Here is a 21,243-nt window from a genome sequence, read left to right as displayed (position 1 = left end):
TCTGCATGACATGCGGAGCCGAGATTTCGGCCCCGTCCGTGCCAGTTTGCCGTGTCGGGCGGCCGAGGTCACCCCGTGCATGGTGCCGATCCGGCCTCGTGCCGAATGTTGGGCCGAATTCGAGGTTCTGTCTGTGCGTGCGCGGAGGTTGTGCTGTGTGGGACGGGTTCACACCTGTGTGTGTCCTGCGAACGGATGGGTGACGAGGACATGTGGGTGTCGGGCAAAAACGATTCGGCGGGTTCTTCGGTTCCAGGGGGATTGCGCCGGGAGGGATCGTCCGTGTTCGGTGCGGTGCTCTCCTGGCCGTCGCTGCACGGGACATCCACGCTTCCGGGGGCGGGACCCGTACCGCCCGCACCCACCGGGACGGACACGGTGACCCGAGGCGGGGGGAGGCACAGCCGGCCCCGGCGGGGGCGCGGCGGCGGCTTCCGCACCACCCCGGGTGAGGGGCGCCTGCCCGGTCCGCTGCTGCGGCAGCGGGCGGAGCGGCGTCCGCAGGGGATCCCCGCGCTGCCCTACGGTGACGACCCGTCCAGGACCGCCACCGGGACCGCCGGGTGCAGCTTCGCCGAGCTGGACCGCAGGGCCCGGGCCGTCGCCGCCCGACTGGGCCGCGCGCTCCAGCCGGGCAGCCGCGTCATGCTGGTCTACCCGCAGGGTCCGGACCTCGCGGGCGCGTTCCTCGGCTGCCTGTACGCCGGCATGGCCGCGGTGCCGCTCGTGCTGTCCTCGCCGGGCGCGACCAGTTCGGTGGCGCACGCCGCGCTGCGCTCCGACCCGGCGATGGTGCTCACCGGCACCGACACGTGGACGCCGCTCGCGGTGGACCGGACCCGCGTCGAGGTGGTGGAGGCGGACGGGTTGCACGTCTCCGGCGAGCCGACGTGGCAACTCGCGCAGAACTGGCGGCCGGTGGGCGTGCTGCGCGGCGCGCCCGCCTACCACCGCTACCACGACGACGGAGCGGTGGGCGGCCGGCTGGAGTCTGCGATGTCGCACGGCGACCTCACCGAGGTGATGGACGAGTTGGCGCAGGCCGTCCGGCTGGGCACCGACGAGGAGAACGTCGGCTGGATCGCCGCGGTGCACGGGGTGGAGGACGCCGTGTGGCGCATCCTGCTGCCCATCCGGGTCGCGGTGTAGCGGGCGCGGTGGCGTGACGAGGTGGCGTGACGCGGTGGCGTTGCGGGGTGGCGTGGCGCGGGCTCCGCGGCGCGCTACCGCGGGCACGCGCTGTGCCGGGCGGGCACTACTCCGGGCGGGCTCTGTGCCGGGCGGGCGCCGTGCGCACCCGCCCCGCGGGCCGGGCCGTGTACGCGGGCCCTGCGGCGCGCGTCAACCGCGGCCGAGCCAGATCGGGTTGGTGAGCGCCGCGACGGGTCCGGGGAGCCCGGAGGTGTCGCCGGCCGGGGCGGGGTGCCGTACCTCCGCGCGCACGTAGGAGGAGTACGACGCGGTCGTGGTCCACTCCACGACCCCCGAGGCGGGCAGCGCCCGGCCGAGGACCTGGCCCTCGTCGGTGAGCAGCCGCAGCAGCGAGTCGGCGGGCACCCCGCCCACCTCCAGGCGGACGGTCACCTCGGCGTCCGGGGCGACCGGCAACCGCCCGCCGATGTCCGCGTGCTCGCCCTGCGGGCCGGTGGCGGACAGGGAGAGCCGGACCCCGGCGTTCTCGGCGATCCAGGATCGCCCCGCGCGGATGCCGGCCTGGAGGGAGCGGCGGTCGAGGCCGTCGGCGAGCACCACCGTCTGCGGCAGGCCGACGACGTCGGGGTCGCGGTGGGCGTCGGAGTTGCCCATCGCGGGCACCCACCGGCCGTCGCCGCGCCGGGCCGCGCCGGTGAGGAGGTTGTCCCAGGTGAGCAGGGACGCCTCGTCGTCGGGAGTCCAGGGGCCGTTCCAGACCTCGACGGCGTCCACGTTGTCGTAGCCGAACTTCCACTGGGCGGCGAGGCTGGTGCCGTACGGGTGCGCCGCCACCACGATGCCGCCGGCCCGGCGGATCTGCCGGGCGAAGCGGTCGAAGGCGTCGTCCCGGGCCCGGTAGCGCCAGTCGATCCACTCGCCGCCGTCCACCCCGACGGCCAGGTAGTGGCCGTTGCGGGTGGTGATCTCCTCGCCGGTGAGGACGAGCAGGTCGTCGCCGGCCAGCGGACCGAGCAGAGGATGCGCCGAAGAGGTGTTGTGGTCGCTGGAGTTGATGAAGTCGAGCCTCGCCGCCCGGGCCAGCGCGGCCAGTTGCTCCAGGGTGCGCTTCCCGTCGGAGTGCACGGTGTGCAGGTGGCAGTCGCCGCGGTACCAGCCGCGGCCGCGGCCGGGCACCTGCTCCGGCGGGTAGTCGGGCGCGGGCGTGGTGCCGCGGTCGCCGGGGGTGAGGGTGACGGTCACCGAGTAGTCCAGGCCCTGCGGGGCGACCGTGTACGGGCCGAGCACCACGTGCCAGGTGCCCGCCTCGACGGGCCCGGGCAGGTAGCCGGGCGTCGCCTCCTCCGCGCTGATCACGAACCCGGTGCGCGCCCCGCCCGACCAGCCGCGGAAGCCCCGGCCGCCGACATCGGTGCCGCGCTGGTCGAAGATGCCGATGTCGCAGGCGTTGCCGAGCACGCCGGCCGGGACCTCGGGACGGTCGTAGGTGTACGACACGGCGATCTGCCGCACCCCGGCCGGCACCTCCAGCGGCAGGTGGACGAAGTCGGCCGCGCCGGTGGGCAGGTGGCCGGTGAGGGTACGGGTCAGGGGTGCGGCGTCCCCCGGGGGCGGGGAGCCGGCCGCGGCGCCCCGGCCGGAGCCGGGGTCCGCGCCGGAGTCCGAGGCGGCGGCGAAGTCCACGGGAGCCAGCGTAAGGACACCGGCCGCACCCGCGCTCGCGGAGAGCTTCAGCACATCTCGTCGGTCCATGGCCTCCACGGTCGCGGCCGCGGATGACGGGCGGGTGACGCCGCACTGTGCGGGCGGGGGCCGAAACAGGGGGGACCGGTGGGTCGGGAGGGCCGTACGGGTGAGTGCCGGGCGGACGGACGGCGAGGTGGGCGGCGCGCCCGGCGTCCGGCGGGGTCCCGCGGCGCCCGCTGCGGTGCGCGACGGTCGGACCGCGTCCGGCGCCGTAAGGCCGCTTGCACATGCACCCGGGTGCGCGACCGGTTCGCCGACGCCGACGCCGACGCCGACGCCGACGCCGACGCCGAAGGCGATGCCGTGCCGGGACACGTCCACGCCGGCTCCGCCAGCTCCGGCCGCTTCCGGTCGCTTCGCGGGGAAGGCCGTCGGCGCGGGTGAATTCGCGGTCGCGCCGCCGCCCCGTTCCTCGTGGTTCACCGCCCGGCCCGCCCCGGGCTGGTGAAGTCCTCCAGGGAACACGTGAGTTGCGGGCCCAAGAAGCACGGGAGGGGTGGGCGTGGGCGGTCGTACGAGGGCGCGGTCGCGGTTCGGGCTTCGGGCCGGGGGCGCGGCCGTCGCGGCGTTCGGCGCGCTGGCCGGCAGCCTGGCGGGAGCGTCGGGCGCGGCCGCGCGGGACGGCGCGGGCCTGCCGTACTCCCAGGTGGAGCAGGTGGCGCATGGCGTGACATACGGTCAGTTCACGGTGGCGGGCGGGAAGGGCGCCGTGACCGGGTACCTGCTGACCGTCGACCTGTCCGACCCGCGGGTGCGGGTGGACCTGCTGACGCCCGGCGCCGTGGCCGAGCGCGCGCCGGTGTCCCGACTCGCCGACACCGCACAGGCGGTGGCCGCGGTCAACGGCGACTTCTTCAACATCACCGACGAACACCCCGGGGTCACCCCCACCGGCTCCTCCGACGGCCCGGAGATCGCCGGCGGCCGGGCGCTGAAGGCCGCGGTGCCCGACGCGCAGCGGTTCGGCCCGGCGATGCCGCCCGGCGGGACCACGCGCGACGTGCTCGGGGTCGGGGCGGACCGCAGGGCCCGGCTGGACCGGCTCACCCTGGCCGGCGACCTCCGTACCCGGCAGGGCAGCCACCCGCTCGGCGGATTCAACCAGTACGCGCTGCCCGAGGGCGGCATCGGCGCGTACACGGCCGGCTGGGGCACCGTCTCCCGCGAGCGCGCCGTCTGCGGCTCCGACACCTCCCGCGCCGCGGCGTGCGCCACCGACACCTACGAGGTGACCGTGCGCCGCGGCCGGGTGACCGCCGTGTCCGACGCTCCCGGGCAGGGCGCGATCGCGCCGGGCAGCACCGTGCTGGTCGGGCGGGAGGCGGGCGCGGACGCCCTGCGCGCGCTGCGCGTCGGCGACCGCGCGGACGTCTCCGAACGCCTCGTCCCGGCCGCGTCGCGCGTGCCCTACGCCTTCGCGGTGGGCGGCTTCACGGTGCTGCGCGACGGCGCGCCGCTGCCCGGACTGGACGCGACGACGGCCGCGGTGCGGACCGCCGCCGGCTTCGGAGCCCGCGGCCGCACGCTGTACCTGCTCGCGCTCGACGGCACCGCGGCCGCCGATCCGGGCCTGACCGTCGCGGAGGTCGCCGACGTGATGCGGCGGGCGGGCGCCGACGACGCGGTGAACCTCGACGGAGGCGGCTCGACCACCCTGGTCACCCGCGGGCCGGGCCAGGCCGCGGCCACGGTGCGCAACAACCCCTCCGGCGTCGCGGAGCGGCCGGTGGCCAACGCGGTCGGCGTGTTCAGCACCGGCCGCTGAGCCTTGGTCGGCCGCCGGGTCCGCGGGCCCTGGCCGGGCAGGCGGCCTGCCCCCAGGCCTGCCGGCCCGTGGACCCACTCCCGGTCGGCCCTCCTGTCGGCGCCCCGGTCGGCCCGCGCCGGCCCGGAAGTCCGCCGGCCCCGCACAGCCCCCGCACCGGCGGCCCATCCGCTACTCACCGGCCCCTCATGGAGTGCGCACCGGCTCCGCACGGCAGGCGCACCGGTACCGCCCCACCCGGCCCAGCCGCCCCACCGGACCCGGAGCGAACCGGGAGGAACCCCGGAAAACGCCGGAAAAGGCGGCCCATCGCGGACAAGCCCGCACCTACCCTCGGGCCCCCTTCCGCTCTCGGTTTCGTCGGATATCGTGCGGCGCAGCACGGGTCGGATCGGGGGATGTTCGAAGGAGAGCGCATTGACCGCTGTCTGGGGACGCGCGCAGCAACAGGACTTCCGCAGCCGGGTGCGCGGCTGCCTGCTCGGCGGTGCGATCGGCGACGCCCTCGGCGCCGGCGTGGAGTTCGAGTCGCTCGACGCCATCCTCAGCGGCCACGGCGCGGACGGCGTCACCGACTACGTCCCCGCGTACGGCCGGCGCGGCGCGATCACCGACGACACGCAGATGTCCCTCTTCACGGTCGAGGGCCTGATCCGCGCCCAGGTCCGCCGGGACACCGGCGCCTGGCACCCGCCGACCGACATCCACCGGGCCTACCTGCGCTGGGCCGCGACCCAGAACGAGTGGGGCCCCGACGAGCGCCGCAAGGACACCGGCTGGCTGGCCCGCGAGGAGTGGCTGTACGCGCGCCGTGCGCCCGGCGGCGCGTGCCTCAGCGGCCTGTCCGACGACCGGATGGGCACCCTGGAGGAGCCGAAGAACCCCGGCTCCAAGGGGTGCGGCGCGGTGATGCGCTCGGCGCCGTTCGGCCTGCTCGTCGGCTGGGAGCCGCAACTCGTCTTCCAGCTCGCGGTCGAGTGCGCCGCCCAGACCCACGGCCACCCCACCGGGCAGCTCGCCTCGGGTGCCTTCGCGGTCATCGTGCACGGCCTGGCCCGCGGCGAGGCGCTGGACGGCTCGGTCCAGCACGCCCTCGCCCTGCTGGGCACCCGCCCCGGCCACCAGGAGACCACCGACGCCCTCCAGGGGGCGCTGGGCGCGGTGCGGCAGGGCATGCCGTCCCCGCAGCGGGTCGAGGCGCTCGGCGAGGGCTGGACGGCCGAGGAGGCGCTGGCGATCGGCGTGTACTGCGCGCTGGTCGCCGAGGACGTCCGGCACGGCCTGCTGCTCGCGGTCAACCACTCCGGCGACAGCGACTCCACCGGGTCCGTCTGCGGCAACCTGCTGGGCGTCCAGCACGGCGAGACCGCACTGCCGCCGGCCTGGATAGCGGAGCTGGAGGGACGGGCCACGATCCTCCAGCTCGCCGACGACTTCGCGATGGAGATGACCCAGTCCCCGGCGCTGCACGGCCCCGCGGGCGCGAGCCCGGCGTGGCTGGAGCGCTACCCGGCGGCCTGACGGCCCCCGACCGCTGCCCGGCGGCCTGACGGCCCTGGACTGCTGCCCCACGGCCCCCCGACGCCCGGGCGCGCCCCTCCCGGTGCCCCCGCACCGCCCCGCGCCCGCGGCCTTCGCACCGGGCGGAGGCGTCCGTGGGCCGGCTCCGCGGCCGGACCGCTGCCCGCATCGTGGAAAGTAGCTGGACACCACAACGATTCTTCGTAGGCTGCTCGCCATGACGACCGGCATCCGCGGAGCACTCCCCGAACTCGCAGGCCGCGCCCGCTCGGTGGGCGCGTCGCCGGTACGCGAGATCCTGGCGCTGACCGCGCGCCCGGAGGTGATCTCGTTCGCCGGCGGGCTGCCCGCGCCCGAGCTGTTCGACGCCGAGGGGCTGCGCCGGGCGTACGACCGGGTGCTCGCCGAGCGCCCGGGCCAGGTGCTCCAGTACTCCACCAGCGAGGGCGACCCGGCCCTGCGCGGCGCGATAGCGGCGAGGGCGGCCCGGCGCGGCCTGCCGACCGACCCCGACGAGGTGCTGGTGACCGGCGGGTCGCAGCAGGGGTTGAGCCTGATCGCCACCGCCCTGCTGGAGCCCGGCGACACCGTGCTGGTGGAGAACCCGACCTACCTCGCCGCGCTCCAGTGCTTCGGCTTCGCCGGCGCCCGGGTGGTGCCGGTGCCCACCGACGCCGACGGGGTGCTGCCCGACGCGCTGGAGGAACTGGTGCGCCGCGAGCGCCCCAAGCTGCTCTACCTCGTGCCCACCTTCCAGAACCCCACCGGCCGTACGCTCCCGGCCGACCGCCGCCGTGCGGTCGCCGAGGTCGCCGGGCGGCACGGGCTGTGGATCGCCGAGGACGACCCCTACGGCGAGCTGCGGTTCGAGGGCGCGCACCAGCCGTTCATCGCGTCCCACGACGCCGCGGCCGACCGCACCGTGCTGCTCGGCAGCTTCTCCAAGGTGATGGCGCCCGGGCTGCGGCTGGGCTGGCTGCGTGCCCCGGCCGGGTTCCGCCGGGCCTGCGTGGTCGCCAAGCAGGCCGCGGACCTGCACACCTCGACCGTCGACCAGGCCGCGGTCGCCCGCTACCTCGCCGACAGCGACCTGGACGCGCACCTGGACCGGGTGCGCGCGGCCTACCGCGCGCGGCGCGACGCCCTGCTGGCCGGGCTGCCCGGCGCGCTGCCGGCCGGCTCCGGCTGGAACCGCCCCGAGGGCGGCATGTTCGTGTGGGTCCGGCTGCCCGCCGGCCACGACGCCACCGCGCTGCTGCCGGCGGCCGTCGCCCGCGACGTCGCCTACGTGCCGGGCGCGCCGTTCTTCGCCGCCGACCCGGACCCGACGGCGCTGCGGATGTCGTTCACCACCCACACCCCGGCCGAGATCGGCGAGGGCCTGGCCCGCCTGGCCGGAGTGCTCCGGCCGTAGGCCCCGGTCCCCGGCCTGCGCGGGCCGCTCGCAGCGCCCCGCCCGTGCTCTCCCTCCCTTGCGGCCGCCCGGAACTCCCGCGTCCCGGGCGGCCGTTCCGTCGTGCCGCGCGCCAGGGCGCGGGGATGCGGACGTCCGGCGAAGTGCCCGCTCATCGTCGGTTCGGCGGCCGGGTCGTCACAATGCCAAGTTAAGCAAAGAAACGGTAAAATCGTTCTGCTTTCTGACCTGAGTTCAGGTTCGTGAACAACGGGGCCCTTGACCGCCTCCCCGCGGCAAGGGTTCAATCCCCCAAGTCCCCACTCCCGCAAGGGGGCGACCCGCCCGGGCGAGCGGTACGGCGAAGTGCCCCCCACGTTCACAAGGCGGACCCCCGGGAGGGGACATGAACAGTCTCGACTGGACCGTTCTCATCGCGTACTTCGGCGTGATGGTGGTGATCGGCCTGTGGTCCCACAGACGCGTCGACGACGTCGGCGACTACTTCACGGCCGGCGGCCGGATGCCCTGGTGGCTGTCCGGGATCTCGCACCACATGTCCGGCTACAGCGCGGTGATGTTCACCGGCTACGCGGGCATCTCCTACCAGTACGGCTTCACCTCCTACGCCACCTGGGCGTTCCCGATCGCGATCGGGGTGGGCATCGGGGCGAAGCTGTTCGCCCCCCGGCTGAACCGGATGCGCTCCCAACTCCACGTCGCCTCACCGCTGGAGTACCTGAAGGACCGCTACAACCTGGCCACCCAGCAGGCGCTGGCCTGGTCCGGCGTGCTGCTCAAGATCGTGGACGTGGGCGCCAAGTGGGCCGCGATCGCCACCCTGCTGTCGGTCTTCACCGGCATCACCATCACGCAGGGCATCGTCATCACCGGCGCCATCACCGCGATCTACTGCACGGTCGGCGGCCTGTGGGCCGACGCGCTCACCGAACTCGGCCAGTTCGTCATCCAGTTGGTCGCCGGCCTGGCGATGCTCGTCGCCGCCCTGCGGCAGATCGGCGGGATCAGCGGCATCTGGAACGTCTGGGACGAGCCGGCCCTGCGGCACCACGGGCACCCCACCGCCGGCCCGTACACGACCGTGTTCCTGCTGGCGTACCTGTTCATCAAGACCTTCGAGTACAACGGCGGGATGTGGAACCAGGCGCAGCGCTACATGGCCACGCCCTCGGCCCGCGCGGCCTCCCGCTCGGCCGCGCTCTCCTCGGTGCTGTGGCTGGTCTGGCCGCTGGTGCTCTTCTTCCCGATGTGGGTCGCCCCGCTGCTGGTGCACGCGAAGAAGCCCGACGCCTCCGACTCCTACGCGCTGCTGAGCGAACGGCTACTGCCGCACGGCCTGTTGGGCCTGGTGGTGGTCGGGTTCTTCTCGCACACCATGGCGATGTGCTCCTCGGACGCCAACGCGATCTCGGCCGTGGTCACCCGGGACATCGCCCCCGCGGTCTCCAGGGGCGCGCGGGACTGGAGCACCCGGATCGGCCTGATCGCGGCGCGCACCACCACCCTGCTCTTCCTCGGGCTGTCCATGGCGGTGGCGACGCAGGTCAACTCGCCGACGTTCAAGGACATCATCACGGTGGTGATCAAGTGGGTGGCCGGGTTGGTCGGGCCGATCGCGATCCCGTTCATGCTCGGGCTGATGAGGCGCTTCCGGAAGTCCGGACCCACCGCGGCGCTCACCAGTTGGGCGATGGGCCTGCTCGCCTTCTACCTGCTCAACTACCCCGTCAACGACGCGGTCTCGGGCGGGGTGAACCTGGAGTACCAGATCTCCGTCCCGGTCGCGGTGTCGTTGGTGCTGTTCGTGGTGATCGGCTGGATCAAGCCGGAGGACACCCCGGAACGGGACGCGATCATCGCGAAGGTGGACGCCGAGGGACCCGCCGAGGGCGCCGGACGGCCGGCGGGAACGGGGGAGTTCGGCGAGTACGGTACGCCCGCCACGGAGTGACGCCGGCATGACCCCCGAGGTGGCGGGGACGGGGCGGAGCGAGCCCTCTCGGCCAGGACGGCGGCCAGTCGAGAGGGCTCCTGCGCGGTGTGGGCGACGTTCGCCCGTACGGCGTCAGCGCAGGTCGAACGCTCCGCCGTCCACGTCGCTGACGAACGAGGCCCACTCCTGCGGGGCGAAGGTGAGCACCGGACCGTGCGGGTCCTTCGAGTCGCGGACCACCACGGCCTCCGCCGCGGGCGACTTGACCTCGACGCACGCGCCGTTGCCCGTCGAACGTGAGGACTTGACCCAGGCGGGGGTGCTGCCCAGCTTGATTGCCATCTCTGCTCCGGTCTGTACTGGTGAGGAAGGCGCGCGGTACACGCCACTGACTGACGCCTTCGACGCTACCCGCCAACTTCAGCCAAGGGAGGGGCACTTCACCCGACCGGATGGCATATTCCCAGCAAGACTTCCGTACCGAACCGGCAGGGGCGTATCCTGCCCGCCACGTACCCCGCCGTCACGCGTAACGCGCGGCCGCGTCCTCGATGAACTCCCGGGTCCGGTCGGCGCTCAGCGCCTGCGCCCTCAGGTGCTCGTACATCACGCTGTACGCCTGCACGTCGGTGTCCTTCTCCAGGTACAGGTCGCTGTTGACGCCCTCCAGGTACACCACGGTCGCGTCCGTGGTGTCGGTGAACTCCAGCACCGCGAACTGACCGCTCAGCCCCGGATGCGCGCCCACCTCGAACGGCAGCACCTGCACGGTGACGTGCGGCAGGTGGCTCATGTCGACGAGTCGGGCGAGCTGTTCGCGCATGACCTCGTTGTCGCCCACCCGGCGGCACAGCGCGGCCTCGTCGATCACCGCCCACATCCGCAGCGGCGCGTCGGGGTCGGTGATCCGCTCCTGGCGGCGCATCCGCACGCTCACCCGCTTCTCGACCTGCTCGGTGGTCGCCTCCGGCAGGTTCCCCGCGATCATCGCGGCGGCGTACGCGGGTGTCTGCAACAGGCCGGGCACCACCTGGGGTTCGAACACCCGCAGACTCGCCGCCTCGGTCTCCAGACCGATGTAGACGCTGTACGGGATGTCGCCGAAGGCGTGCCACCAGCCCTGCTGTCTGGACTCCTTGGCCATCTGCATCAGCGACTCGACGATCCGCACGTCCTCGACGCCGTACACCCCGCACAGGTCGCGCACGTCGCGCTGGCTGATGCTGCGCCGCCCGTTCTCCAGCCGGCTGATCTTCGACTGGGAGACCAGCAGCCGGGCCGCGACCTCCTCGGCCGTCATCCCCTTCTGCTCGCGGAGCTTGCGCAGCTCCGACCCCAACCGGCGGCGCCTGACGGTGGGGTTCACGTTCGCGACCACAGGGACTGCACCTCCACGCTGAACCGTACTGATGGTCAGCAGCCTGCCACCACCGGTCATCGCCGCGCTGGCGAATGGGCGGACAACCTTGCAACCGTGCCCCGGGACCTGGAGCGGAAAGGGAGGCGCGCGGGGGAGCGGCACACCGGAACGTGTCCGGAACGCCGCCACCTCGCGCGCCGTCGCCGCTCCCGCGATGTGCACGGGTAGCGACATGTTGTGTACTGTGTGTGCGTGAACGACATATGCTGTCGGCCTGTTGCCGGTCAGGTCACCGGGCTCCGGCCCGTGCCATCCCGCTGTGCCCCGCGGAGCGCTGTGCCTGGGCCGGCGGTCGCTTCGGCTGCGCCGCCACCCCGTTCTGCACGTCCATGACGGCGTGCGCCACGAGACCGCCCATCGGGTCATACCGGATCAGGTCACGCAGGCGCGATCGCGATGACCGGCCCTCGTTGCCCGGGTACAGGTGCTTGCCGAGTCCCACGGCGTGGGCGAGCGCGGCGAGCGCCGCGGTCCGCGGGTCCGGCGGTACGCCGGTGCGGATCGCGTTGTCCAACCGGGTCCTGATCTCCCGGCTGACCGCGCTGTCGGTCGCCTGGTACCGCGTGGTCGGCAGCACCCCGCACATCTGACCCGGCACGGCGTGCACCATGCCGCACCGCTCCAGGTGTGCGAGATACGTCTGACGCAGCCCCAGCCGGGGCCCGCCGATCCAGTGGACGGCGCGCACCGGACTGCCACGGCGTCGCAGCAGTTCGAGCGCGGAGTCCAGAGTCGGATCTCCTGTCGGCCGTGGGTGCACCACGGCTATACGATCCCCGTCAGGGGCTATCCGTCCGGCCAGGGCCAGCTCGACGAGCTGGGCCCCGGCGAGGCCGAGGTCGAGCGACTGCGGCTGCGCCGTGGTCCCGGTGGTCGGGTCCAAGGCGAGCAGCAACAGCTCTTCCGGAATTGTTCTGCGGCTCTTGCCCATCCATGCCTCCCCGCGTGGATGAATGACAGGGTGACGCCTCTCACACCGGCCTGTCGAGAGCGCCTTCTCCATATCGGCGGGAACCGGGTGGTATGTCGTTCTCGTCTACGGGGTGGATGGGGTGTCGCAGACGGGCTGCGTGCCTGTCGCGGGACACTTGCCAGTGTGGTCCAGGACCGGTAAGGGCGCCATCTCTGCGCGTTTTTGCCCGAGTGTGTGCATGAGTCATCACGATGTGTGGAGGAGGTCTGCGTGGCGGGCGACGCCCCCGGCAGGGAGCAGCAGCACGAGACGTCGGGGGAGCCGGGTATCCATCCGGCCACGGATCCGAGGCTGGCGGTGTTCCGGCTGCCTCCGGAGGCACGGGTGACGGAGGGGGACGCGGGGCGGCGGACGGCGGACGACGAGGTGGACGCGCCCGGCGCGCACGCGCAGGACGACATCGAAGACAGCAGGTCGGAGCCCCGCTCGCACCCCGAGGCGGGAGTCCTCGCGGAGTCGTCGGACCGGTCGTCCGGACGTACCCCGACCGATGCCCCGGCTACGTCGGACGACGTAGCCGAGGTGGACACGGTGACCGATCACGCGCCCCCCACCGCTCCCCCCGCGCCCCGCTCGGCGCGGGAAGAGGGCGGGAAAACGGAACCGAATCGTGACCAGAGCGGTGGGGCCGGTGCGGCCGCGGGGGCCCCTGAGGCGCCCGGTGCGGGTGGTTCGGAGGGGGCCGACGTCGATTCCGGTGTCGATTCCGGCGTCGAGTCCCGCGGGGAGGTGGACGAGGAGGCGGACGGGCCGGCGGGCGTGAGCGCCGATGAGGGCGCGGACGGGGGCGCGGGCGGCGCGGACCGCGCCCCCGAGGACTCCGGCGCGGAGTCCTCCGAGGACGGTTCCGCGGACGTCGGGGAGGACACCCAGGAGGACGCCGACGGGGAGGCGAACGGTTCACCGGCCGCCGCGACGGATACGGAGAGCGGGTCGGAGGCCGAGGAGGAGCCCGCCGCCGAGGCCGCGGCCGCGGACGGCGCCGAGGACGCGGACGGCGCGGGTGCCGGCTCGGCGGCCGGGCCCGACGCCGCCGCCGAGGCCGACGATGCGGATGCGGATGCGGACGCTGCCCCGGACGCCGACGCGGTCGGCGACCCCACCGCGGACTCCGCCGCCGGTACGGACCCTGGCGCGGACGAGGACGCGGACTCCCGCTCGGACGCGGGCACGGGCTCCGACGTCGGAGCCGTCGCCCGGACGGACGCCGGCGGCTCCCGGACGGCCGACGCCCAGGACGGTGAAACCCCGTCCGCCGGCACGGGCGCCCCGGCCGTGCCCCCGGCGGACGCCCCCGGACGCCCCTCCGCGCCCCCCAAGGGCCCTGGACCGACCGTGAAGCCCCTCGTCTCGGACATCCCCGCGGAGTGGCCGGAGGGGCCGCACAGCGGCCGCCAGGCGCCGTCCGCGGGGGGCACCGTGGCCTTCGGCGCCCCCGGCCGCCCGACGCGGGCCGAGCCCGCGCCGCCGCCCGCCCCGCTGCCCCCGGCCGCTCCGCCGGCCCCCTCCTCCGGGCCGGCCGCCGGATCCGGGGGCCGGAGCGCCGCCGGCGCCCCTGCCGGCGCGGGCGCCGAGGACACCGCCGGCCGCGAGCCGGAGGGTCCCCAGGGCACCCGCAGCATGCCGGTGCCGCTGCCGCCGGACAAGCAGCCGTTGAAGCTGCTCGCCGAGCTGACCAACACCCCGCCGCCGCCGGAGACCGCGCTGCGCACGGTGGTGCGCCGGTTCAAGATCTGGACGCCCCTGGTCCTGCTGCTCGCGATCGTCTTCGTGGTGGTCCAGGCGGTGCGCCCGCTGCCGTCGCCCCGACTGGCGCTGACCGCGGACCCGGCGTACACCTTCGCCGGCACCCCGCTGCCGCAGACGATGCCGTGGCCGTCCGAGGGCCAGTCGGTCGCCGAGGTCGAGGGGCTGGGCTCGCTCGGCGTGCACGGCAAGCAGACCCCCGTGCCGATCGCCAGCCTCACCAAGGTCATGACGGCGTACGTGGTCCTGCACGACCACCCGCTGACCGGCAACCAGGGCGGCCCGACCATCACCGTCGACGCGCAGGCGGCGGAGGAGGCCGGGTCCGACGACCAGTCGACGGCACCGGTCAAGAAGGGGCAGCGCTTCGACGAACGCCGCATGCTCCAACTGCTGCTGATCCCGTCCGGCAACAACATCGCCCGCCTGCTGGCGCGTTGGGACTCCGGCACGCAGGAGGCGTTCGTCGCCAAGATGACTGCGACGGCCAAGCGGCTCGGGATGTCGCAGACCACCTACACCGGCGCCAGCGGCATCGAGGAGACCACGGTCAGCACCGCGGTGGACCAGCTCAAGCTGGCCCGCGAGGTGATGAAGAACAGCGTCTTCCGCTCGGTGGTCGCGCTGCCGAACGTGGACATCCCCGGCGTCGGCCGGATCTACAACAACAACAACGACCTGGTGAAGGTCGGCGTGGTCGGGATCAAGACCGGCTCCAGCACCCCGGCCGGCGGCGCGTTGATGTGGGCGGCGCACAAGACGGTCGCCGGCAAGGAGCAGCTGGTGCTCGGCGTGGTGCTCCAGCAGCACGGCGGCACCACGGTGGACGACAGCCTTCAGACCGCGCTCACCCGCAGCCAGGCGCTGATCGACTCGGTGCAGGGCGGCCTCTCCTCCACGACGGTGGTGAAGAAGGGCACGGTCGTGGGCGAGGTCGACGACGGGCTCGGCGGCAGCACCCCGGTGGTGACGTCCAAGGACCTCACCGCCATCGGCTGGGCCGGTATGAAGCAGGAGCTGACGCTCACCGCGGACAGCGACGGCGTGCCGCACCACGCAGCGGCCGGCACGCAGGTGGGCACCCTCGGCCTGGGCAGCGGCGCGGCCCGTACGACGGTGCCCGTGGTGCTCCGGAGCGACCTGGACGCGCCGGGCTTCGGCGCGAAGCTCAGCCACTTCTGAGCCCCCCCGCGACGGCTCGCGGACGTCCGCGGGCACCCGGGCGCGAACGTCCCCCGACCCGCCGGTGGGAACCGGCGGGTCGGGGGACGCCGTGCGTCAAAGGGCCTTGCCCGCAAGGCCGCCCCGGTGCGGCCGCTCCCCGCCGAGGCCGGCCCCCCTGGGAAGCGGCCCCCCTGGGAAGCGGCCCCGTACGGGTGGCGCTCAGCGCAGCGGCGCGAACCCGCGCAGCCGCAGGCTGTTGGCCACCACGAAGACCGAGGAGAAGGCCATCGCCGCACCGGCGATCATCGGGTCGAGCAGCCCGGCCGCGGCCAGCGGGATCGCCGCGAGGTTGTAGGCGAACGCCCAGAACAGGTTGGCCTTGATGGTCCCCAGGGTGCGCCGCGCCAGCCGGATCGCGTCCGCCGCCACCCGCAGGTCGCCCCGTACGAGGGTGAGGTCGCCCGCCTCGATGGCGGCGTCGGTGCCCGTCCCCATCGCCAGCCCGAGGTCGGCCTGGGCGAGCGCGGCCGCGTCGTTGACGCCGTCGCCGACCATCGCCACCACCCGGCCCTGCTCCTGCAACCGCCGTACGACGGCCACCTTCTCCTCCGGCAGCACCTCCGCGTGGACGTCCGCCGCGGCGATCCCCACCTGCGCGGCCACGGCCTGGGCGACCTTCGCGTTGTCCCCGGTCAGCAGCACCGGCCGCAGGCCGAGCGCGCGCAGCCGGCGGACCGCCTCCCGGCTGGTGGGCTTGACCGCGTCGGAGACGGTGAGCACCGCCCTGGCCCGGCCGTCCCAGCCGACGGCGACGGCGGTGGCGCCGGCCTCCTCGGCGGCGGCCCCGGCCGCGGCGAGCGCGGGCGGCAGTTCCCGCGCCTCCTCCCGCACCAGCCGCTCCCGGCCCACGACTACGGCGTGCCCGTCGACGACCCCCTGCACCCCGAGCCCGGGCAGACCCGCGAAGTCCTCGGGCGCCGGCAGCGTGCCGAGCCGCTCGGCCGCACCGGCCGCGACCGCGCGGGCGATCGGGTGCTCCGAGGCGTGCTCCAGGGCGCCGGCCAGCCGGAGCACCACCTCCTCGTCCTCGCCGTCCGCGACGTGCACGCCGGTCAGCGTCATCGAGCCGCTGGTGACCGTGCCGGTCTTGTCGAGCACCACCGTGTCCACGGCCCGGGTGGACTCCAGCACCTTGGGGCCCTTGATGAGGATGCCGAGTTGGGCGCCGCGCCCGGTGCCGACGAGCAGCGCGGTGGGCGTGGCCAGGCCCAGTGCGCACGGGCAGGCGATGATGAGGACGGCGACCGCCGCGGTGAACGCCGCCGTCGCGCCCTCGCCGAGGGCGAACCAGACCGCGAGCGTGCCCAGCGCCAGCACGATCACCGAGGGCACGAACACCCCGGAGATGCGGTCGGCCAGCCGCTGGGCGGCGGCCTTGCCGTTCTGCGCGTCCTCCACCAGACGGGCCATCCGGGCGAGTTGGGTGTCGGCGCCGACCTTCACGGCCTCCACCACGATCCGCCCGCCGGCGTTGACGGTCGCGCCGGTGACGGCGGAGCCGGGGCCGACCTCCACCGGCACGGACTCGCCGGTCAGCAGCGAGGCGTCGACCGCGGAACCGCCCTCGCGCACCACGCCGTCGGTGGCGATCTTCTCGCCCGGCCGCACCACGAAGCGGTCGCCGACCGCCAACGCGCCGATCGGCACGCGTACCTCGGTGCCGTCGCGGAGCACCGCCACGTCCTTCGCGCCGAGTTCGAGCAGCGCGCGCAGGGCGGCGCCGGCCCGGCGCTTGGCGCGGGCCTCGAAGTAGCGCCCGGCGAGGATGAAGGCGGTGACGCCGGCGGCCGCCTCCAGGTAGATCTCGCTCGCGCCGTCGCCGCGGGAGACGGTGAACGCGAAGGGGTGGGTCATGCCGGCCATGCCGGCGTCCCCGAAGAACAGGGCCCACAGCGACCAGCCGTACGCCGCGAGCGTGCCGACCGACACCAGGGTGTCCATCGTGGCCGCGCCGTGCCGCGCGTTGGTGAGCGCGGCGCGGTGGAAGGGCCAGCCGGCGTACACCACCACGGGCGAGGCGAGGGTCAGCGAGAGCCACTGCCAGTTGGTGAACTGCCACGCGGGCACCATCGACAGCAGCACCACGGGCAGGCCGAGGACGACGGCGGTGACCAGCCGCTGGCGCAGGGTGGTGAGTTCGTGATCGCGGCCGTCCGGGGCCGGGCCGGAGCCGGAGGCGCCGCGGTCGGAGGTGCCGGGGTCGGAGGAGGGCGCGGCGCCGGACGCCGCTTCCGGCGCCGGGGCGGCGGGGGGCGGCGGCAGCGCGGCGGTGTACCCGGTGGCCTCGACCGTCGCGATGAGGTCGTCCACCCCCACCGCGCCGGCGTACTCGACCCTGGCCTTCTCGGTCGCGTAGTTGACGCTCGCGGTGACCCCGTCCATCCGGTTGAGCTTCTTCTCGACCCGGGCGGCACAAGAAGCGCAGGTCATGCCGCCGATCGTCAACTCGACCCGGTTCTGCGCGGGCTCGCTGTGCGCGTGTGCGGTGCTGGTTGCCACTGCTCGCTCCCTGCTGCTCCCTGTCGCTTTCCGATCGGCCGCCGTCCGCCCGCTTCCGGTCCGCCCGCACCTCTTCCCGCGGGCGGACCGTCCGATCGGGCCCGTCCGCTCAGGCCCGTCCGACCAGTTCGTAGCCCGCCTCGTCCACGGCCGCGCGCACCGCCGCCTCGTCGAGCGGCTGCGCGGACGCGATCGTCAGCAGGCCGCTGCTCGCCACCGCGGTCGCGGAGGTGACACCGGGGATCGCGCCGACCTCCTTGCTCACCGCGGACTCGCAGTGCCCGCAGGTCATTCCGGACACCGAGTAGACGGCCTCGCTCATGCTGTGCTCCTCATCCGACGGGTACGCGTCACGCGTACGGCGGCTCCTGCGGCCGCGGCCGGGGTGCCGCGGCGGGTGGGCGCGTCGTTCGCTCCCACTTCCGTCAACCCTATACCCCCTAGGGGTATTCCGTGAGGCCGGACCGATCTCACCCGGTCGCGTGGCGGGGCGGGGCGGTCCGGAGCGGTCGCGTACGGTCGGGAGCGCTCGCGCGAGGGCCGGCGCACAGGTGCCCGGCGGCCGTCGGGCGGGGTTGCCGAACGGGGCGCCGGACGGGGACCGGGTTGCCGGACGGGGCGCCGGACGGGGACCGGGTTGCCGGACGGGGGCCGTTCAGTCGTCGTCGGCCAGCCGGTCGAGCAGCGCGGCGGCGAGCCGCAGCAGCGCCACCTCCGTCTCGTTCAGCTCGGCGTCCATCCGGCGCCGCAGCCACGCGTCCCGGTGGGCGACGTCGCGCGCCATCGCGTCGAGCCCGCTCCGGGTCAGCTCGACCAGCCGCTGCCGCCCGTCGCTCGCGTCGCGGGAGTGCGTGACGTGGCCGTCCGCGCGCAGGGCGGCCAGCGTCCGGGTGAGCGACTGCGGCTGTACGTGGAGTGCCGCGGCCATGGCGCTCGGGGTGCTCGGGCCGTCGCGGTACAGCAGCGACAGGACGCCCAGCCGGCCGTTGGGCAGCCCGTCCGGCAGCCGTTCGGCGCGCATCCGCCGGGCCAGCCGGTTCACCGAGCGGCGGACCACGGCGGTGTCGTCGGAGGAGGGAGGGGGGAACGGCATCGGATCTGTTCCTAAGCTAGGCGTATGATTTTGCTGCGCCATACCGGGCGGGAGCGGGGTTTGTGTACAGATGCGACCAAACATCTCGTACGCAATGCTTACCAATCGGGTAGGTGTGGCCGGGCGGCAGGAGCGACCGGGGCGGCGCCTCGGCCGGGACGACGGGGGACGAAGGATGCTGATCGGGCTGCGCCTGCTCGACCCGGGCCGGGTACGGCTGAGGATCGCGGTGCGCACCGTGCTCGCCGCGGTCGCCGCGCTGCTGGTGTCGGGCGCGGTCGGACGTGTCGCCGGCCTGCCCGGCGGCATGGTGGTGATCGCGACCGTCGTCGCGGTGATGGTCTCGCGCACCCTGCACGCCACCAGCCTGCCGCACCGGTTGTCCGCGCTGGTGCACGTCCCCCTGGTCGGTGTCCTCGCCGCCTGCGTCGGGCGGCTGATGGTGCGGGACGTGTGGTTCGGCGCGGCCGTCTTCGTGGTCGCGGTCGGCGGCTCGCGCTACGTGACGCGCTTCGGCGGCAGGGTGCGGTGGTTCGGACGGCTCGCCCTCACGCCGCTGATCGCGGTACTGGTCGCGCCGGTGCCGCCGTCGGCCGCCAGGGCCACCGGTCCGCTGTGGGGGGCGGTGTGCGGGGGCATCGGGGTGGCCTGCGTGCTGGGGTCCCAGGTGCTGCTGCCGTCGCGGCCCACCCGCGAGGCGGCCGCGGCGGCCGGCGACTTCGCGGCCGCCGCCGCCCGGCTGCGCACCCTCGCGCCGGGGGGCGCCCGGCGTGCCAAGGCCGCGCAGGCGCTGCACCGCACCGCCCTCGCCGTCGAGGACCGGCTCGACGCCGCCCGGCTGCCCGAGGGGGCCGACCGCGCCCCGCTCGACCGGCTGGCCGCGGCCGTCCTCGCCGCCGAGGTCGCCGCCCAGCGACCCTCGGCGCGGATGTCGCCCGAGGGGCCGCGGGAACCGCCGCTTCCAGGGCAGCAGGCGGGCGGGCCGTATGCGGGGAACGGGAAGTACGCGGCGGCGGGAGCGGCCCGAGCGGGCGGCGCCGCCGAGGACCGTCCACGGCCGGGGTGGTCCGCGCCGTCTCCCGCCCTGCCGGAAGCGGCCGCTACGGGACTCCCGTCGCCCACGGCACGGCCCGCCGCGCCGGAGGGGGCCGCACCCCTCGGGCCCGGTGACGGCGGTGCCGCCCCGCAGGACGGCCCGCCGCACGCGGCCTCGCCGCGCGCCGTACCCGCGCGGGCCGCGCGCGCCCCGGGCGTACGGTCGCCGGTCGGCGGCCCGGCCTCCGCGCGCGGGGCAGCGGCCGGAAGCGCCCGGGAGGACGACGAGGAGATGGCGGCCGCGCTCGACGCCGTACGCGCCGCCGCCACGGACGTACGCGGGGTGGCGGCGGGGCAGGCGGTGGCGCCCGAGGCGCGAACACCCCCGCGGCGGCCGGGCGGCTGGCGCAACCCGCAGCCGTCGGTCCGGCTGTCCGCGCAGCTCACCGCGGCGATGGCGGCCTCGTTCGCCGCCGGCCACCTGCTCTTCCCGGGCCACTGGACGTGGTCGGTGATCACCGCGTTCGTGGTGTGCAGCGCCGCGCGGGGGCGCGGCGACGTCGTCCACCGCAGCGGGCTGCGGGTGGCCGGCGCCTTCGCCGGAGCGGTCACCGGCACGCTCGTCGCCCACCTGGTCGTGGGCGACCACGCCGTGGCGATCACCCTGATCTTCTGCTACCTGCTGGTCGGCCTGTGGCTGCGCGAGAGCACGTACGCAGCCTGGGCGTTCTGCGTGACCAGCCTGCTCGCGGTGCTCTACGACCTGGGCGGTGAGCAGGGGAGCGCCATGCTCCTGGAGCGCCCCGCCGGCATCCTGCTCGGCTCGGCGTGCGGGATCGCGGCGGCGTACTTCGTGCTGCCGCTGCCGACCGCCACGGTCATGCGCGTCCGGGCCGGGGCGGCCCTGCGGGCGCTGGACGACCTGCTCTCCGCCGCCCGCGAGGAGGAGCCGCGCCCGGCCCGGGTACGGGAACTGGCCCGTCGTTTCGACCGCGCCAACCGGGAGCTCATGGTGGCGGCGGCACCCGCCCGGGCCCACCGCGCGCTGCTGCGGCGCACCGCCCGCGATTCGGCCCCCAACCCGCCCGGCGCGGCGGCGAGTCCGGCCGCGCCGCCGCACGCCGCCGACTGGGCGGACGCGGTGACCGGCTGCGCGCACGCCGCCCGCGCGCTCGCGCTCGGCGACGCGGCCGAACTGGCCGCTGCCCGCCCGCACCTCGGCCTGACGGCCCGCAACCTCGGGCAGGTGCGCCGCCGCCTCGGCAACCGCCCGGACGCGGCGCCCCCGCGGCCGCTACGGGGCGGCCCGCCCGCCGTCCTCCGGCTCGACGCCGCGCTCGCCGAGCTGTACGACCGGCTGCCCGCGCCCGTCGCACCCGCGCAGCCCGCAGCCGTACGGTCCTGACCGCGCGGCCCGCGCCCCTGCCCGTAGCGACCGGGGCCGGACCCGCGCGGCCCGCGCGTCCGCCGCGCTGCCGCACCGCGGCGCCCGTGAGGCCCGTACGCGTAGCGCCCGCGGCCGTCCGGCCCGGACCCGTCCGGCCCGGACCCGCGGGGGCAGGCCCCCGAGCACCGCCTCCCCGGCCGGATTCCCGGACGCGGGGACGGCGCCGACTCGGTCCGGCTGAGATCTTCCGCACTCCGCCCGGCCCCTCCGGACGGGTCCGCCGGGGACGGCCCTACCCTGGAGGCGACGGCGCGTATCCCGCCAGGGAACGCGAC

The 21,243-nt window shown here is 75.2% G+C and carries 14 protein-coding genes; 7 read left to right on the top strand and 7 right to left on the bottom strand.

Annotated elements, in window-relative coordinates; all coding sequences use genetic code 11:
- Positions 1–378 precede the first annotated feature (378 nt).
- The gene (locus RVR_RS13730; protein WP_237404722.1) at positions 379–1,149 is read left to right on the top strand and encodes an AMP-binding protein; all 771 of its coding nucleotides are present in this window, start codon (positions 379–381) and stop codon (positions 1,147–1,149) included.
- Positions 1,150–1,341: 192 nt separating this feature from the next.
- Here RVR_RS13730 and RVR_RS13725 read toward each other — a convergent pair whose 3' ends face one another.
- Entirely contained in the window at positions 1,342–2,904 is a 1,563-nt protein-coding gene (locus RVR_RS13725; RefSeq protein WP_202234127.1) for a CehA/McbA family metallohydrolase, read from the bottom strand.
- Positions 2,905–3,400: 496 nt separating this feature from the next.
- Here RVR_RS13725 and RVR_RS13720 point away from each other — a divergent pair, with 496 nt between their 5' ends.
- The 4 genes from RVR_RS13720 (at position 3,401) to RVR_RS13705 (ending at position 9,549) form a co-directional block, all read left to right on the top strand.
- Positions 3,401–4,663: a phosphodiester glycosidase family protein gene (locus tag RVR_RS13720; protein WP_202234126.1), complete on the top strand. Its 1,263-nt coding sequence runs from the start codon at positions 3,401–3,403 to the stop codon at positions 4,661–4,663.
- Positions 4,664–5,080: 417 nt separating this feature from the next.
- Positions 5,081–6,184, top strand: a complete 1,104-nt coding sequence (locus RVR_RS13715; protein ID WP_202234125.1) for an ADP-ribosylglycohydrolase family protein — start codon at positions 5,081–5,083, stop codon at positions 6,182–6,184.
- Positions 6,185–6,401: 217 nt separating this feature from the next.
- Positions 6,402–7,598, top strand: coding sequence for an aminotransferase-like domain-containing protein (locus RVR_RS13710; RefSeq protein WP_202234124.1), 1,197 nt, complete (start codon positions 6,402–6,404; stop codon positions 7,596–7,598).
- Positions 7,599–7,983: 385 nt separating this feature from the next.
- Positions 7,984–9,549 (top strand): sodium:solute symporter family protein, encoded by a 1,566-nt coding sequence (locus tag RVR_RS13705; RefSeq protein WP_202234123.1) that lies wholly within the window; start codon positions 7,984–7,986, stop codon positions 9,547–9,549.
- A gap of 114 nt (positions 9,550–9,663) precedes the next feature.
- Here the strand turns inward: RVR_RS13705 and RVR_RS13700 are convergent, their stop codons facing one another.
- From RVR_RS13700 to RVR_RS13690, 3 genes are all read right to left on the bottom strand, one after another.
- A complete protein-coding gene (locus RVR_RS13700) occupies positions 9,664–9,873 on the bottom strand; it encodes a DUF397 domain-containing protein (protein WP_202234122.1) in 210 nt (69 codons plus the stop codon).
- 181 nt (positions 9,874–10,054) lie between these two features.
- Positions 10,055–10,909 carry a helix-turn-helix domain-containing protein gene (locus RVR_RS13695; RefSeq protein WP_202234121.1) on the bottom strand — a complete coding sequence of 285 codons (855 nt, stop codon included), beginning with the start codon at positions 10,907–10,909 and terminating at the stop codon, positions 10,055–10,057.
- A 271-nt stretch (positions 10,910–11,180) separates the two neighbouring features.
- Positions 11,181–11,882 (bottom strand): GOLPH3/VPS74 family protein, encoded by a 702-nt coding sequence (locus RVR_RS13690; RefSeq protein WP_202234120.1) that lies wholly within the window; start codon positions 11,880–11,882, stop codon positions 11,181–11,183.
- A 252-nt stretch (positions 11,883–12,134) separates the two neighbouring features.
- On the opposite strand from RVR_RS13690, the gene RVR_RS38595 reads away from it, so the two are divergent.
- Positions 12,135–14,852, top strand: a complete 2,718-nt coding sequence (locus RVR_RS38595) for a D-alanyl-D-alanine carboxypeptidase (protein WP_202234119.1) — start codon at positions 12,135–12,137, stop codon at positions 14,850–14,852.
- 201 nt (positions 14,853–15,053) lie between these two features.
- Here RVR_RS38595 and RVR_RS13680 read toward each other — a convergent pair whose 3' ends face one another.
- From RVR_RS13680 to RVR_RS13670, 3 genes are all read right to left on the bottom strand, one after another.
- Positions 15,054–17,393 (bottom strand): heavy metal translocating P-type ATPase, encoded by a 2,340-nt coding sequence (locus RVR_RS13680; RefSeq protein WP_272933080.1) that lies wholly within the window; start codon positions 17,391–17,393, stop codon positions 15,054–15,056.
- Positions 17,394–17,502: 109 nt separating this feature from the next.
- Positions 17,503–17,715 carry a heavy-metal-associated domain-containing protein gene (locus RVR_RS13675; protein WP_202234118.1) on the bottom strand — a complete coding sequence of 71 codons (213 nt, stop codon included), beginning with the start codon at positions 17,713–17,715 and terminating at the stop codon, positions 17,503–17,505.
- A 333-nt stretch (positions 17,716–18,048) separates the two neighbouring features.
- Complete coding sequence (locus tag RVR_RS13670; RefSeq protein ID WP_202234117.1) at positions 18,049–18,486, bottom strand: MarR family winged helix-turn-helix transcriptional regulator; 438 nt, start codon at positions 18,484–18,486, stop codon at positions 18,049–18,051.
- 175 nt (positions 18,487–18,661) lie between these two features.
- Between RVR_RS13670 and RVR_RS13665 the strand changes: the two genes are divergently transcribed.
- Positions 18,662–20,926, top strand: coding sequence for an FUSC family protein (locus RVR_RS13665; protein WP_202234116.1), 2,265 nt, complete (start codon positions 18,662–18,664; stop codon positions 20,924–20,926).
- Positions 20,927–21,243: the final 317 nt, after the last annotated feature.

Source organism: Streptomyces sp. SN-593, from assembly GCF_016756395.1.
Lineage (GTDB): Bacteria > Actinomycetota > Actinomycetes > Streptomycetales > Streptomycetaceae > Actinacidiphila > Actinacidiphila reveromycinica.
Note: the sequence above shows the minus strand (reverse complement) of the source record. Positions and strands in the feature narration are given on the sequence as shown.

Coding starts and splice junctions, on each gene's coding strand:
- RVR_RS13700 (WP_202234122.1), bottom strand. CDS start 9,873: ATGGCAATCAAGCTGGGCAGCACCCCCGCCTGGGTCAAGTCCTCACGT.
- RVR_RS13670 (WP_202234117.1), bottom strand. CDS start 18,486: ATGCCGTTCCCCCCTCCCTCCTCCGACGACACCGCCGTGGTCCGCCGC.
- RVR_RS13705 (WP_202234123.1), top strand. CDS start 7,984: ATGAACAGTCTCGACTGGACCGTTCTCATCGCGTACTTCGGCGTGATG.
- RVR_RS13665 (WP_202234116.1), top strand. CDS start 18,662: ATGCTGATCGGGCTGCGCCTGCTCGACCCGGGCCGGGTACGGCTGAGG.
- RVR_RS13690 (WP_202234120.1), bottom strand. CDS start 11,882: ATGGGCAAGAGCCGCAGAACAATTCCGGAAGAGCTGTTGCTGCTCGCC.
- RVR_RS13675 (WP_202234118.1), bottom strand. CDS start 17,715: ATGAGCGAGGCCGTCTACTCGGTGTCCGGAATGACCTGCGGGCACTGC.
- RVR_RS13710 (WP_202234124.1), top strand. CDS start 6,402: ATGACGACCGGCATCCGCGGAGCACTCCCCGAACTCGCAGGCCGCGCC.
- RVR_RS13725 (WP_202234127.1), bottom strand. CDS start 2,904: ATGGACCGACGAGATGTGCTGAAGCTCTCCGCGAGCGCGGGTGCGGCC.